At 63.2% G+C, this 13,126-nt stretch carries 15 protein-coding genes; 4 read left to right on the top strand and 11 right to left on the bottom strand.

From position 1 onward, the window contains the following. Window positions 1-107: 107 nt before the first annotated feature. The 8 genes from T3A99_RS04165 to norR form a co-directional block, all read right to left on the bottom strand. Window positions 108-497, bottom strand: coding sequence for a putative zinc-binding protein (locus T3A99_RS04165; protein WP_076384509.1), 390 nt, complete (start codon window positions 495-497; stop codon window positions 108-110). Then, window positions 497-967, bottom strand: coding sequence for a ubiquinone anaerobic biosynthesis accessory factor UbiT (gene ubiT / locus T3A99_RS04160; protein WP_047225850.1), 471 nt, complete (start codon window positions 965-967; stop codon window positions 497-499). The genes T3A99_RS04165 and ubiT overlap by 1 nt, the downstream gene beginning before the upstream one ends. Next, window positions 961-1,851: a U32 family peptidase gene (locus T3A99_RS04155; RefSeq protein ID WP_047225849.1), complete on the bottom strand. Its 891-nt coding sequence runs from the start codon at window positions 1,849-1,851 to the stop codon at window positions 961-963. Before T3A99_RS04155 ends, ubiT begins: the two co-directional genes overlap by 7 nt. A gap of 10 nt (window positions 1,852-1,861) precedes the next feature. Next, entirely contained in the window at window positions 1,862-2,857 is a 996-nt protein-coding gene (gene ubiU / locus T3A99_RS04150) for a ubiquinone anaerobic biosynthesis protein UbiU (protein WP_047225848.1), read from the bottom strand. Window positions 2,858-2,938: 81 nt separating this feature from the next. Continuing rightward, window positions 2,939-4,186, bottom strand: a complete 1,248-nt coding sequence (gene glp, locus T3A99_RS04145; protein WP_322833971.1) for a gephyrin-like molybdotransferase Glp — start codon at window positions 4,184-4,186, stop codon at window positions 2,939-2,941. Next, complete coding sequence (gene moaB, locus T3A99_RS04140; RefSeq protein ID WP_160892327.1) at window positions 4,183-4,737, bottom strand: molybdenum cofactor biosynthesis protein B; 555 nt, start codon at window positions 4,735-4,737, stop codon at window positions 4,183-4,185. The genes glp and moaB overlap by 4 nt, the downstream gene beginning before the upstream one ends. 88 nt (window positions 4,738-4,825) lie before the next feature. Next, window positions 4,826-5,473: a pyridoxamine 5'-phosphate oxidase gene (gene pdxH / locus T3A99_RS04135; protein ID WP_047225881.1), complete on the bottom strand. Its 648-nt coding sequence runs from the start codon at window positions 5,471-5,473 to the stop codon at window positions 4,826-4,828. A gap of 198 nt (window positions 5,474-5,671) precedes the next feature. Then, on the bottom strand, window positions 5,672-7,204 hold the full coding sequence (gene norR, locus T3A99_RS04130; RefSeq protein ID WP_160892323.1) for a nitric oxide reductase transcriptional regulator NorR: 1,533 nt from the start codon (window positions 7,202-7,204) through the stop codon (window positions 5,672-5,674). A gap of 159 nt (window positions 7,205-7,363) precedes the next feature. Here norR and ytfE point away from each other — a divergent pair, with 159 nt between their 5' ends. Next, a complete protein-coding gene (gene ytfE / locus T3A99_RS04125) occupies window positions 7,364-8,038 on the top strand; it encodes an iron-sulfur cluster repair protein YtfE (RefSeq protein ID WP_047225844.1) in 675 nt (224 codons plus the stop codon). 139 nt (window positions 8,039-8,177) lie between these two features. Here the strand turns inward: ytfE and T3A99_RS04120 are convergent, their stop codons facing one another. Both T3A99_RS04120 and T3A99_RS04115 read right to left on the bottom strand, forming a co-directional pair. Then, the gene (locus tag T3A99_RS04120) at window positions 8,178-8,618 is read right to left on the bottom strand and encodes a membrane protein (protein WP_047225843.1); all 441 of its coding nucleotides are present in this window, start codon (window positions 8,616-8,618) and stop codon (window positions 8,178-8,180) included. Window positions 8,619-8,631: 13 nt separating this feature from the next. After that, a complete protein-coding gene (locus T3A99_RS04115) occupies window positions 8,632-9,822 on the bottom strand; it encodes an NnrS family protein (RefSeq protein WP_322833970.1) in 1,191 nt (396 codons plus the stop codon). A gap of 397 nt (window positions 9,823-10,219) precedes the next feature. Here T3A99_RS04115 and T3A99_RS04110 point away from each other — a divergent pair, with 397 nt between their 5' ends. The 3 genes from T3A99_RS04110 to T3A99_RS04100 are packed head-to-tail and all read left to right on the top strand — an operon-like array spanning window position 10,220 to window position 11,281. Beyond that, window positions 10,220-10,363 (top strand): hypothetical protein, encoded by a 144-nt coding sequence (locus T3A99_RS04110; RefSeq protein ID WP_172833795.1) that lies wholly within the window; start codon window positions 10,220-10,222, stop codon window positions 10,361-10,363. 37 nt (window positions 10,364-10,400) lie between these two features. Continuing rightward, window positions 10,401-11,084, top strand: a complete 684-nt coding sequence (locus T3A99_RS04105; RefSeq protein WP_047225841.1) for a Crp/Fnr family transcriptional regulator — start codon at window positions 10,401-10,403, stop codon at window positions 11,082-11,084. Continuing rightward, complete coding sequence (locus T3A99_RS04100) at window positions 11,081-11,281, top strand: protein DnrP (RefSeq protein ID WP_107322424.1); 201 nt, start codon at window positions 11,081-11,083, stop codon at window positions 11,279-11,281. Before T3A99_RS04105 ends, T3A99_RS04100 begins: the two co-directional genes overlap by 4 nt. 4 nt (window positions 11,282-11,285) lie before the next feature. Here T3A99_RS04100 and T3A99_RS04095 read toward each other — a convergent pair whose 3' ends face one another. Next, the gene (locus T3A99_RS04095; protein WP_322833969.1) at window positions 11,286-13,124 is read right to left on the bottom strand and encodes a VWA domain-containing protein; all 1,839 of its coding nucleotides are present in this window, start codon (window positions 13,122-13,124) and stop codon (window positions 11,286-11,288) included. Window positions 13,125-13,126: the final 2 nt, after the last annotated feature.

The raw sequence follows: 13,126 nt of genomic DNA, 5'->3' as shown, positions 1-13,126 counted from the left end.
GGGATTTATCCCCGCTGGGGCGCGAAGCGGCCCCTATTCAAACTGTCTGACACAGCGCATTGGGACTGCTTCGCAGTCCAGCGGGGATAAATCCCCTCGCCACAGGCTCAGCCAGACTCACTATCTGCTGTGTCATTTTCAACGATCATCGGTATCAACCGCTCAAACAACGCGTCCCCCTCCTCTTGCGTGCAATCGACGCCGAAACGCTTGCGCCAGCCCAACTGGCTCAAAATCACATGCACATCCGCTTCCAGATCATGCTGCTGCAAACACGCCTGGACGCACTGCAACGGACAACCGTCCAGCGCGATGATCCGCCGCCCCGAGCGCGCTTTGTTGACCAGTGCCGGCACATGCCCGCCGACCCCGACGATGCAGGACATCTCGGCCAGGCCGGCGCGGTCCAGGCGCAGGGCGACGGTGTTGGCCAGTTGCGCCACGTTGGAACAACCGGAACAGGAGTACACCAGGGGCAGTGAGCCTGGAGCTTTCATCAGGCCGCCGCCAATCCCTTGCCCGCCCGTTCCAGATTGCGCCATAACCAGGGCGGCAAGACCTCCGGGTCGAGGCTGTCGATCAGGTTCTTCAGCGCCAGCCCCAATTCGGTGTCGCCCTCAATCACCAGGCGTCGCCGGAAGAACAACGTGTCGGGATCTTCCTGCCGACTGGCGAGCAAGAGAAATTCACGCCAGTTGCCGCTGATGCTGACCTGGGCTTCGGCTTGTTCGGCAATGCGCAGTCCATCCCGCGACAGCGTCAGGTACCAGCACAACTTCAGGTCCGGCACCCGCAGGCATAGCCAACGCCCGCGCAACACCTCGAACCCGCCATCGCGCAGCGGCTCGGCCAGGCAACGGTTGAGCGCCTGCTGCAACGCCAGGCGCTGTACGACAAACGGCACCTTGCCCACCAGCGGCAGCACCCGGTCAGCGCCTTTGAGCAACCATTTTTTTCGACTCAGCACAGGCCCGCCTCCTCAACTTTCAACATACCGGCATGACCGTGCCAATAGCCGTTGCAACCGGCCACAAACAGCGGTGGTGCCTCGCCCTGGCGAACGTTGTCGAAGGACCTGACCACCTCGGCCATGCCCTGGGCGCGCGGGCTCAGACGCAGCACGTCGGCGCCACTGGCCATCAGCGCGGGGTAATCGGCCAACAGATTGGTCACCTCACCGGACATCGTCTGAATGCCATTGAGGGTGAACAGTTGCTGGCCCTCCTGACTGCTCAACGCCAGGCCGTCGGGATAGTTGATGCAACAGAACTGACAGTCGTCCTTGGGCCGGTTTTCGGCCCGGGCGGTGAAGCAGCGTGCCGAATAAGCCAGGGGCAAGTGGCCGTAGGCAAAAATCTCCACCTCGGGGACCTCGCGTTCCATTTCCCGCACCTGCTCCAGCACATCGCCGATCAGCGCCGCCGAGCATTCCACAGGTGGTACCCAGCGAATCATGCCGCTGTCGAGCAATTGCCCCAGGGCATGGCCGTTGTACAGGTTCAACGCCGGGCCACCCACGAAAGGCAACTTGCGTTCAGCGAGAAACTGCACCGCGCCCATGTCATTGGCTTCCACCAACAATTGGCCGTTGTCACACAGCCGACGCAAGGATGACAGCTCCGAGGCCGCTTCGATCAGCGTCAGGCTCGACAACACAATCTGTGCCTGGCTGCACGCTTGCAGTTCGCGCCCCAGGCCCAGCCATTGATCCAGGGAGAATGCCCGGCGCTTTGAGCACACGGTTTCCCCCAGGTAAATCACATCCAGCGGCAAGGCCGACATCTCGGCGTAGAAATTCCCCAGTTGCGCTTTGTCCCAGTAAAACAGGACCGGTCCCAGGCTGAGTTTCATCTGGCCTCCCTCATTGCCATGATCGATGGTAAGCGCCCAGGGTGGTCTGGCTGCCTTCCGACAAACCGGCCAACACCTGGCGCCATTCTTCCCGCACCCGGAATCGTTGCGGCGCAGCCCGGTGGGCATCCAGTGCGGCGCGCCAGACCCGGGTCACTTGTTCAACGTAGGCCGGGCTGCGCTGGCGGCCCTCAATCTTCACTGCCTCGACGCCGATGGCCGCCAGCTCCGGCAGCAGGTCCAGGGTGTCGAGGCTGGTGGGTTCTTCCAGGGCATGGAAGCGCTTGCCGCCGACCAGGAAGCGGCCCTTGCACAGGGTCGGGTAACCGGCCGGCTCGTCAGGGGTGTAGCGATCGATCAGCACCTCGCTCAAGCGTGCGCTCAGGCCGTCGGCGTCTTCGCTCCAGCGCACTGCCTTGGCCGGTGAGCACACGCCGCACAGGTTCGGCGACTCACCGGTGATGTAAGAGGACAAGTGACAACGGCCCTCGGCCATGATGCACAGGCTGCCGAAACCGAAGACTTCGATCGGCACTGGGCTCGCTGCTGCTACCTGCCGCACCTGGGCCAGGGACAGCACCCGTGGCAGCACCGCACGCCGAATGCCGTAGCGCTCGGCGTAAAAAGCCAGCGCCGCGGCATGGGTCGCCGAACCTTGTACCGAAAGATGCAGGGCCAGTTGTGGGTGGCGCTGGCTGGCGTAGCCGAGCACCCCGGGGTCGGCGGCGATCAGGGCGTCGACGCCCAGATCGGCGGCGCGATCCACCGCGCGCTGCCAACGCTCCCAGCCCTTGGGTTGTGGGTAGGTGTTGACCGCCACATAGAGTTTGCGTTGGTGCTGGCGGATGTGCGCGACCGCCGCGTCGAACTGTTTGTCGTCCATGTTCAGCCCGGCGAAATGCCGGGCGTTGGTGTCATCGCGAAAGCCGACATAGACGGCATCGGCGCCTTGGCGCACCGCCGCTTTGAGGGCAGGCAGATTCCCTGCCGGGCAAACCAGTTGCATGGGGCATCCTCATGAGAAAACTCGGAGCGCCGCCAGTCTAGTCAGCTCATCGGCGGCGACCTTGACGACAATCAATTGCCGTTAATGCATCAGGCTCGCGAACGGCAAGTACATCACCTTGTCGAGCATGCGCACGTGCGCCTGGCACTCGACCACGGCCAGACCGTCGGCCCAGCATGCGGCAGCCAACATGGCCGAACTTTGCTGGGGATGCAGCTCGACACACAGCGAACCATCGGCACCGGGGACCAGTTTCGCCCGCAGGTACTGCCGCCGCCGGTTGGGCTTTGGCCAGTCAAACCCGGCCGGCAACTGCAACGGGACCGGTATTACTTCGTCCATGCCTTGGGCCCGGAACAGGAACGGGCGCACGACGATCAACGCGGTAATCAGCGCCGCCGATGGGTTACCTGGCAAACCGATCCAGGGTTTGCCGGCCACTTCGCCAAAGGCCAGCGGTTTGCCCGGCTGGATTGCCAGGCGCCACAGGTCAACGCTGCCCAGCGCTTCGATGGCTTGTTTGAGATGATCCTCCTCGCCCACCGAAACGCCGCCGGAGGTCAGCAGCACATCACACTCGGCCGCCGCCAGGCTCAAGGCCTGGCGACTGGCGAGCAGCTTGTCGGGCATGGCGCCGTAGTCATGCACCTCCATGCCCCAGCCGCGCAGCAGTGCCGCGAGGCTATGGCGATTGCTGTTGTAGATCTGCCCCGGCGCCAATGCTTCGCCCGGTTCGCGCAGTTCATCGCCGCTGCTGAGCAGACCGACCTGCAACGGCCGATAGACCTCCATTCGCGCAATCCCGGCACCGGCCAGCAACCCCAGCTCCTGGGCCCGCAAGCGCTTGCCGGCACGAAGCAACAGGTCTCCTCGGCGCACTTCCTCGCCTTCCTTGCGCACATGGTCGCCGTCATTGACCGGTGGCAACCAGACCCGCTCACCTGCTACCTGACAGCTTTCCTGGGGCACCACGGTGTCTGCCCCCGGCGGCAGCGGCGCGCCCGTGAAAATCCGTACCGCCTGCCCGGGCTGCAGCGGATTATTGGATGCCTGTCCGGCGGCAATGCGCCCGGCCAGGGTCAGATAACCTCCGGCGGCTGGCAGGTCAGCGGCCCGCAGGGCATAACCGTCCATGGCGCTGTTGTCCCACGCAGGCAAGTTCATGGGGCTGCGGATGTCTGTCGCCAGCACCCGACCCAGGGCCTGGTCCAGCGCCACCCGTTGCACCGGAGGCGGCAGCGGTGCCTGATCCAGCAGGTAGCGGATGGCTTCATCCACCGGCATCAGCGCGCCGCTCTCACAGACGCTGCCACACGCGCCGCTGCTCATGAGCGCGTCCCGCAAGGCTCAACGACAACGCCGGGCTGCGGCTTGAGGTGGGGAGTGAAGTTGCACGGGCCGGTGCGGCTGTCCAGTTGACCGACCAGGATCTGTTCCCAACCGGTGCGACACGCGCCCGGCGAACCCGGCAGGCAGCACACCAATACGCCGTTGCTCATACCCGCCAATGCCCTTGATTGCAGGCTGGACATGCCGATCTCTGCCAGTGACACCTGCCGGAACAGTTCGCCGAACCCGTCCACCTGCTTGTCCAGCAGCGGCAGCACCGCCTGGGGAGTGTTATCGCGGGGGGTAAAACCGGTGCCGCCGGTCATCAGCACCACTTGCACTTCAGGGTCGGCGATCCACTGCGAGACCTGGGCGCGGATCTGGTAGATATCGTCCTTCACCAGCCCACGGTCGATCAGCACATGCCCGGCGGTTTGCAGCAGATCGGCGAGGGTTTTCCCGGAGGTATCGGTTTCGGAGCTACGGGTATCGCTGATGGTCAGCACCGCAATATTCAGCGGTTGAAAGTGGCGTTGCGTCAGATGGGCCATGGTCAGCCGTCCTTTAAAAAAAGATGGCCCAGCCTGAACCGCAATCGGGGCCGGGCCTATTCCCCGATAGAGGTACCTCCCTCGGCGTTTACGGTGCCAGTCGGCTACGCTGCCAGGCGCCTTCTTGCAGGCGGTAGTCGAGGCGATCGTGCAGACGGTCGGCGCGGCCTTGCCAGAACTCCAGCCGTTCAGGCCTCAGGCAGTAGCCGCCCCAGTGTTCGGGACGCGGCACTGGCTGATTGATAAACCGTCGTTCGGTCTGCGTCAGCAACGCCTCAAGGGCGGCCCGATCCTCCAGCTCACGGCTTTGCGGCGAGGCCCAGGCACCAAGACGACTGGCCAGGGGGCGGGAAATGAAATAGGCATCCGATAGCCCGGAATCGAGCTTGTGGACCTGCCCTTCAACCCGCACTTGCCGTTCCAGCCCCGGCCAGAAAAACGTCATGGCCGCCCACGGATTGATCGCCAGGTCCCGTCCCTTGCCACTGTCGTAGTTGCCGAAAAATGTGAAACCTTCATCGCTGAACCCCTTGAGCAGCAGCACCCGACAGTGCGGCCGGCCCTGCTCGTCCACGGTCGCCAGGGTCATGCTGTTGGCTTCCACCGGCGGGCTTTCGGTGTCGCGGGCTTGTTGCATCCATAACCCGAACAGAACCATCGGATCGTCCGGTGCCTGGGCTTCATCCAACCCGTCCAGGGTGTACTGACGACGCATTTTGGCCAGGGAAAGGGGCATGACGATGATCTCCACGATGGATTTGCTCCAGTGTGGGTTCTGTCGCGTGGGCAGGCCTTGATCGTTGTCAATGGCGGATCTTGTGTTGAACGTGCCGATGCCATCGCGAGCAGGCTCGCTCCCACATTGGGCCTATGGAGTTCCCTGTGGGAGCGAGCCTGCTCGCGATGAAGACGACTCGGTCTAATAGGTCGCCGGCTACTTGAGCCCCAACCGCCGCGCCAGTTTATGCAGGTTGCTCGGGTCGACCTCCAGCAGCCGCGCCGCACCGGCCCAGTTCTGCCCGCAATGCTCCAGGGCCTTGAGGATCGCCTGGCGCTGGCAAGTGTCGACAGCTTCATTCAGCGGCTGGAATGGTACATCGGCGACCTCTAGAGACTGTTCAAGTGTCGCGTGGGTCGTGGATCCGCTGGCACTGACGTCCAGGTCCAGCACCTGCGGCTCCAGGGTCATGATCAGGCTGCGACTGGCCCCGCGGCTGAGTTGCTTCAACGCCGCGCGACTGATCACGTGCTCCAGCTCCCGCACATTGCCCGGCCAGGAGTACGCCAGCAGCGCCTGTTCAGCGGCCGGTGACAGGCGCAAGCCGCGCAAGCCCAGGCGCGTGCGGTTCAACTCGAGGAAATGCCCGGCTAGCATCAGCACATCGCTACCGCGTTCGCGCAACGGCGGGATCGGCACCGGGTAGACCGAGAGCCGGTGATACAGGTCGGCGCGAAATAGCCCATCGCGAATGCTGTCCGGCAGGTGGCGGTTGGTGGCGGCGATGATCCGCACATCGACGTGCAGCGGCTTGTCAGCACCCAGGCGCTGGATCTCGCCGTTTTGCAGGGTGCGCAGCAACTTGGCCTGCACACTCAACGGCAATTCACCCACCTCGTCGAGAAACAGCGTGCCGCCATTGGCCGCGTCGAAACGCCCCGCGCGGTCAGTCGTAGCGCCGGAGAATGCCCCTTTGACGTGGCCGAACAGTTCGCTTTCGGCCAGGGACTCGGGCAAGGCTGCGCAATTGACCTGCACCAGCGGCTTGTGACTGCGCCGGGACAAGCGATGCAAACGACGCGCAAACAACTCCTTGCCGACACCGGTTTCTCCCAGCAACAGCACCGGCAGTTCGGAGTCGGCCAATACGTCCAGCTCGTTGAGCAGTTGATCCAGCACCTCGCTGCGCCCAAGGATCTCGCCCTCCTCGGCCGGCCGACGGACATCCGGCAGATCACTGCGCGAGGCGCGCAGGCTGCGGTTTTCCTGCTCGAGCCGGGTCACCCGCACCGCCGCTTCGATCTGCAAGGTGCACCGTTTGAGTTCTTCCCTTGCGCGGCTGTCGAAGGTGCCGGCGTGCAAGGCATCCAGGGTGATCGCGCCCCAGAGCCGCCCTTCCACGTACAGGCTCACGCCCATGCAGTCGTGCACCGGCAGCGGCTCGCCGACGTGGTTATCGAGCAAGCCGTCATAAGGGTCGGGCAAGCGGCTGTCGGGCTCGAACCAGGTAGGTTCGCGCGACGCCATGATCGCCGCCAGACGCGGATGCTGGGCGATCACGAACCGACGGCCGAGCGCTTCATGCACCAGGCCTACAGTGGCGACGGGCCTGAGGCTGTCATCGTCCAGGCGCAACAAGCCTACGGCGCCACTGTTGAAGTATTCGCGCAGGGTCTGTACCAGGCGTTGCAATCGAACGGCATTGGGCAACTCGACGATCAGGTCGGCGGCCAGGCTTTCACGCAGCATGGTAGTGATTACCCTCCAGGGTTCGTTTGACCCCTTGCAGCCAGGGTGAGAATCACCCTGGTAAATATTTATCCGTTAATTTTCAGACAGTTAATTCTGGCACGTCGGCTGCAAAGTTCGCTCATCTGTCCCTCCCGGGATTCAACCCAAGGAAACATGATGAGCCTCGATCTGCTGGAACAAAGCCTCGGCCAATTGGCCTGCGACATTCCCGGTGCCACCCGTACCTTCCATCACTACAACCTCGACTTCTGTTGTGGCGGGCAAAAATCCTTGCGCGAAGCAGCGCTGGGCAAGGGCCTGAACCCACTGCTGATCGCCGATGCCCTGCGCACCCTGCAAGCCGCTGGGGAACTGGGCCATGACTGGCGCGACGAACCCCAGGCGCTGTTGATCGCCCACATCCTGGAACGCTACCACGCCCGTCACCGCGAACAGCTGCCGGAATTGATCCGTCTGGCCCGCCGCGTCGAGATGGTCCATGGCGCCCGGGCCAGTTGCCCCGTCGGCCTGGCCGATCACTTGCAGGACATGTATCAGGAACTCGAAGGCCACATGCTCAAGGAGGAGCAGGTGCTGTTCCCGATGCTGCAACAGGGCCTGGGTGATCGGGCCTCGGCCCCCATCCAGGTACTGCGCTACGAACACGACCAGCACGGTGAAGCGCTGGAAACCATGCTTGCCCTGACCGACCAGATCACCCCGCCCTCCGATGCCTGCAACACCTGGCGCGCCCTGTATCGCGGGCTGGTGGAGTTTCGTGATGACCTGATGCAGCACATCCATCTGGAAAACAATGTGTTGTTCGTCAATGCGATGAAACCCGTTCGCTGACTCTCAAACATTGCCATTACCCCTGTGGGAGCAAAGCTTGCTCGCGATAGCGCTGGATCAGTCAACATTGATACCGACTGACATTGCGCCATCACGAGCAAGCTTTGCTCCCACAGCCGTTTGTGGCTCTCATTCCTGCTCAAAACTGCCAATAGAACATCGCCTTGGCCAACACCACAATCAGCACCATGTGTCCCAGGATACTGCGACGCAGCCAGCAGGCGCGGTCCGGGGTCAGCCGCCCGCTCTTGAGCCAGTACGCCAGCCACAAATAATGGCCGATGATGCTCAAGGCCAGGAGGATCTTCAGGCTCAGCAACAGGCCGAAGCTGTTGCTCAACGGTTGGCTCAATGCACCGCGATGCTGCCAGGCCAGCGCGATGCCGGCGCTGTAAAGCACCAGCACCACCCCGTGCAACACCTGCCGCGAACGCTTGGCGATAGCCGGGTCGGCGGCGTCCTTGACGCCTTGGGCCAAAGGCCTGCGGGCGGCATGCCAGATAAAAACCTCGAAAAACAACGTGCCGATAAAAGCGATAGCCGCCAATAGATGAGTGACCAGCAAAACCCCATACATCATCGACCCCCTCGGCTCATCCTGGATGCCCATCCACGCGGGCCTGCAACAGCATCGGCCCATAACGCCAGGCGTAGAGTCCGAATGCCAGGGTCCAGCACAGCCCCGCCAGCCACAGCGCGGCCAACGGGAACAGCAGCACCAGCAGCACTCGGCTCAGGCATGCCAGGTTCAGCAGGACGAACGCCAGGGTCATGCCGGCCGGCGGTTCCAGGGCTCGCCCGGTATGGCCCAGACTGACGCGGGCGATCATCGCCAGGATCAACCCGGCCATGGCGCCGATGGACAAGCTGTGCACCGCCAGGCTCGGGTTCAGCGCGACGCCGAAATGCCACAGCGCCATGCCCAGGCAAGCCAGCGCCAGCCAGGCGTAGGCCAGGTGCAGCGACCACAGCAGCGGCACTCGCCACAAATCCCGATCATGCCAACGCACCAGTCGCACCCCGTGCCCCACCGCCAGCGCGGCGAACAACAGGCCGACCCAGAGGCTGGTCGACAGCGCCGGGCCGAAGGCATACAGCAGCGCCACCAGTGCCGACCCCGCCAGTAACAGACGATCGAGCCACGGCCAGGGGGCAACGCCCTCTACCCGGCCCAGACCGCGCTGGGTAAAGAAAGGAATCACCCGCCCGCCGATCAGCCCCATCATCGCCGCTACCAGCCACAGGCCCGTGAGCACACTTTGGCGCTGCAAACCTTCGTCATGTTGCACCAGACCGTACACGGATAACCCATCAGCGACGGCCAACAGCAACAAGACCAGCACAATCGGGTAATTGCGCTTCTGCCGTACGCGCCACAACGTAATGCCCATCAACGCCGCAACCGCCAGGGCGAAACCCAGCTCCAGCACCGTCAGCAATGGCCAGGGCGCATCCACCAGCCAGGCCAGTCGCGCGCCCAGCCATAACAGCGCCAGCGCCGTCAGACGTTTGCCACTGAGCCCCGGAGTACCTGTCCAGGTCTGCACCGCCGTCAACAAGAACCCGGCGATGATTGCCAGGCCGAAGCCGAACAGCAGTTCATGACGGTGCCAGGCCAACCAGCCGCCGGCCGGTTGCCAGGCCGACAGCCTTCCAGTAAACGCCGCCAGCCACAACGGTATGGCCAACAATGCAAGCACACACCCGGCCAGGAAGAACGGCCGAAACGCCAGCCGCCACAACGGCAGGATGGCCATGGCCTTGCGACGGTCAAGCACTTGCATACACCACTCCTTTACCTCAGCGCGGGACGGGCCAGCGGTGAGGGGTCAACAATCAGGGTTCGAATGATCAGCTATCGGCACCGGCGGGCCTTGTCTCAGATCAAGCCAGCCCGCCTCACCCAGGTACTTGCAAGGGGCTTGCCGAAACTGTTCGAGGGTGCACCGCCCCACTCAATAAACCGTCTGTTTATCCCCTGAAGGGGCGAGCCTGCTGGCGATGAGGCCGGTCAGCTCGATATCTCCGCTGACTGATAAGCCGCCATCGTGAGCAGGCTCGCTCCCACAAATGGCCATCAACCGGGTAAATATAACCCTGTCATGGTGATTATCACCCTAACAGTACAGGGTCATTTATACCCATCTCACCGTACGGCCCCGCAAATCAACGGTTGCGGGCATGGCCCGTCTCTTGCTCTGGCAGGGCACAGACTTTTTTTTGCCGGGGTTATCCATGAAATACGTCGCGCTGCCGCTCGCCTGGTTCGTCCTGCTCTCTTGCGTCGTTGGTCTGGCCAGCGGCCTGTCCCTTAGCCTCGTCTGAATCCGATTCATTTCCCTGCCATACAAGGACTCATGCCATGGTGCTTCACCGTGTTCATCACCAGATTCTGCGCAGTCATCACCTGTTCGAACCGTTGAACGAAGAACAGCTCGACGAACTGATGAGTACCAGCCAATTGCTGAATGTCGACAGGGGCGAACCGCTGTTCCGCCAAGGCGAACCGGCGCAGGCGTTTTACTTCGTGATCTCCGGCGCGGTGAAAATCTACCGGTTGACGCCGGACGGCCAGGAAAAAGTCTTCGAGGTGATCGGCGAGCGCCAGACCTTCGCTGAAGCCATGATGCTGATGGACACGCCGAACTACGTCGCTTGCGCAGAGGCCGTTGGGCCAACCCAGCTGTATCGCCTGTCCAATGCCACGTACATGCGTCTTTTGCAAAGTAACAGCCGGTTGACCTTCGCCCTGCTCGGCAAGCTCTGTGTGCGCCTGCACCAACGGGTCAACGAGATTGAAACCCTGTCGCTGAAAAACGCCACCCACCGCGTGGTGCGCTACCTGCTGACACAACTGGTACGCTTGCAAACCGTGGACAGCCAGTTCGAGCTGCCCATGGCCAAGCAACTGATCGCCGGACACCTGTCGATCCAGCCAGAAACCTTCTCGCGGATCATCCGCCGGCTGATCGATGAAAAAATCATCACCCAGGACGGTCGCCAGATCGCCATTCTCGACCGCCTGCGCCTGGAACATTTCGAATGAGCGCGCAACCCACCTGCCTGTATTGCCAACACGCCAACCCCGCCAATCAAAGCGAATGTCGCCAGTGCGGCATGCCGCTACCGGCCGAGGCAGGGCTGGCTGGCGAGCGCCGCCTGCGACGCTTCACCTGGTTCTGTGTCGGCCTGACGATATTCTGCGTCGTCATGTTTTTCTGGTTACCCCGCGACATCGCCTGAACCCTCAATCCTGAGTCAACTGCCGGTACAACTGCGGCAAACGCAGCGGCAGTTGCTCCGGCTGACGGATCAAGGTGTAGCCATTGGCGCCGAACATGTACGGCAGGTAATCCCCGGCTTCACGATCGATGGTGATGCAAAACGGCGTCAGCCCCTGACGCCGAGCCTCCAGCACCGCCTGGCGGGTGTCCTCCACGCCATAGCGCCCTTCATAGAGATCCAGGTCGTTAGGTTTGCCATCGCTCACCAGCAACAGCAACTTGCGTCGCCGCTTGCACCCTTCCAGCCGTTGGGTGGCCTGGCGAATGGCGGCGCCCATGCGCGTGTAGTAACCGGGCCTGAGGCCCTGGATCCGACCGCGGGTGTGGTCGTCATAGCCTTGGTTGAACGCCTTAATCTCGTGCATCCGCACCTGTTGTCGGCGCAGTGAAGAGAACCCGTACAAGGCAAAATCATCCCCCAGCACCGACAGGGTTTCACCGAACAGCAGCAGGCTGTCGCGGATCACGTCGATCACCCGGTGTTCGTCGTTGAGGTGGGCATCGGTGGACATCGACAGATCGGCCAACAGCAGGCAAGCCAGGTCGCGGCGGGTCTGGCGTTGTTCCATGAACAAGCCGCGTTCGCTGCATTGGCCGTGCTGACGCTCGACGTGGAAGTCCAGCCAAGCTTGCAGGTCCAGCTCCGAACCCTGGGTTTGCTGGCGCAGCCATTGTCGATCGTTGCGCAGGTGCTCGAACTGGCGTCGCAAACGCTGGGCCGAGGCGCGCAGGCGGTTCGGCAGCGGCTGAGGTTCGCAGTCCCGGGGAATGAAAGTCTGCACACTGACGAAATCGTCCTGGAGGCGTTGCTTGCGGTAGTCCCATTCCGGCAACAGGATGCCCGCGCCCAGGGGAATGTCATCCACATCGGCCGGCGGCAAGTCCAGGTGCAACTTCAAACCGCCGCCCTTGCGCAAGCGGGTGCGCGACAGGGTCAATTGGTCCAGGTCCTCGGCGACTCGCGCCGCGTCCGGGTCTTCGCTGTCGTCCGCCCAGCGATCCAGGTCCACGTGTTCGGTCCAACTGAACAGGTTCTCCAGGCGCACGATCAGCAACCCACCGTCCCGGGTGGTGTCGTCGATGCGCTCGGCGCGCTTGCGACCGCCCTGCTGCTCACCCGGCGGCGTCGCCAGGTATTGCTCGGACTCCTCGAGGTTGGCCGCCTGGGGATTGCCCAGATGCTGGGGCGGATACAGCCACAGCGGCAGCGGCCAGGCGGCCCGCTCACTGCGCGGAAAATGCTCGACGCTGCCCGGTTCGCGCAAGGCCTGACACAGCGCGCGCTCCAGGGCCGCCTCGGCCGGGGGCAATGATTGTGGGTCGGGACGCAACGACAGATGCGCATCCACCAGCCGCCGATATCGGCCACGCAGCGCCGGGTAACGCCCCAGCAGTGCCAGGGTCCAGCGTTGGTTGTCACGTCCCCAATGTTTCATCGGCCCCGCTTGCGCGGCCAGCAACGCCAGCCAGCGGTACAGTTCTTCGTTCAACCCGGCATCGGGAAACGCCGCCAGGCTCGCCGGCAAACGCAGGTTGTCGCCATCGCACCAGGCCAATGGCACTTGCTTGCAGGTGCCGGCGATCTGCTGCAACAGGTTGCGGCGCAGCAGCAGGTCGCGGTCGCTGACGGCCTCCACACCCAGGTGAGAAGCACCACCGGTGGCGCGCAACAGTACATGCAGAGCGCGCTGCCGGGGGATCAACTCCACCCGCGCTTCGGGAAAATCCACACTGGCTCGTCGGGTGATGAAACGGTGCCAGACGCTGCCGACCCACTCTTCCAGTTCAAGGGTGAATGCCATGG

The organism is Pseudomonas sp. N-137 (assembly GCF_034555295.1).
Taxonomy (GTDB): Bacteria; Pseudomonadota; Gammaproteobacteria; order Pseudomonadales; family Pseudomonadaceae; genus Aquipseudomonas; species Aquipseudomonas rhizophila.
The sequence above is the reverse complement of the archived record's forward strand: the minus strand, read 5'-3'. Positions and strand labels throughout refer to the sequence as shown.

What these genes read in the sequence shown, in the direction of transcription:
- glp (WP_322833971.1), bottom strand. Translation starts at nt 4,186, where the DNA reads ATGAGCAGCGGCGCGTGTGGCAGCGTCTGTGAGAGCGGCGCGCTGATG.
- pdxH (WP_047225881.1), bottom strand. Translation starts at nt 5,473, where the DNA reads ATGCCCCTTTCCCTGGCCAAAATGCGTCGTCAGTACACCCTGGACGGG.
- ytfE (WP_047225844.1), top strand. Translation starts at nt 7,364, where the DNA reads ATGAGCCTCGATCTGCTGGAACAAAGCCTCGGCCAATTGGCCTGCGAC.
- T3A99_RS04105 (WP_047225841.1), top strand. Translation starts at nt 10,401, where the DNA reads ATGGTGCTTCACCGTGTTCATCACCAGATTCTGCGCAGTCATCACCTG.
- T3A99_RS04100 (WP_107322424.1), top strand. Translation starts at nt 11,081, where the DNA reads ATGAGCGCGCAACCCACCTGCCTGTATTGCCAACACGCCAACCCCGCC.
- ubiU (WP_047225848.1), bottom strand. Translation starts at nt 2,857, where the DNA reads ATGCAACTGGTTTGCCCGGCAGGGAATCTGCCTGCCCTCAAAGCGGCG.
- T3A99_RS04155 (WP_047225849.1), bottom strand. Translation starts at nt 1,851, where the DNA reads ATGAAACTCAGCCTGGGACCGGTCCTGTTTTACTGGGACAAAGCGCAA.
- moaB (WP_160892327.1), bottom strand. Translation starts at nt 4,737, where the DNA reads ATGGCCCATCTGACGCAACGCCACTTTCAACCGCTGAATATTGCGGTG.
- norR (WP_160892323.1), bottom strand. Translation starts at nt 7,204, where the DNA reads ATGCTGCGTGAAAGCCTGGCCGCCGACCTGATCGTCGAGTTGCCCAAT.
- T3A99_RS04115 (WP_322833970.1), bottom strand. Translation starts at nt 9,822, where the DNA reads ATGCAAGTGCTTGACCGTCGCAAGGCCATGGCCATCCTGCCGTTGTGG.
- T3A99_RS04110 (WP_172833795.1), top strand. Translation starts at nt 10,220, where the DNA reads ATGGCCCGTCTCTTGCTCTGGCAGGGCACAGACTTTTTTTTGCCGGGG.
- T3A99_RS04165 (WP_076384509.1), bottom strand. Translation starts at nt 497, where the DNA reads ATGAAAGCTCCAGGCTCACTGCCCCTGGTGTACTCCTGTTCCGGTTGT.
- T3A99_RS04095 (WP_322833969.1), bottom strand. Translation starts at nt 13,124, where the DNA reads ATGGCATTCACCCTTGAACTGGAAGAGTGGGTCGGCAGCGTCTGGCAC.
- T3A99_RS04120 (WP_047225843.1), bottom strand. Translation starts at nt 8,618, where the DNA reads ATGATGTATGGGGTTTTGCTGGTCACTCATCTATTGGCGGCTATCGCT.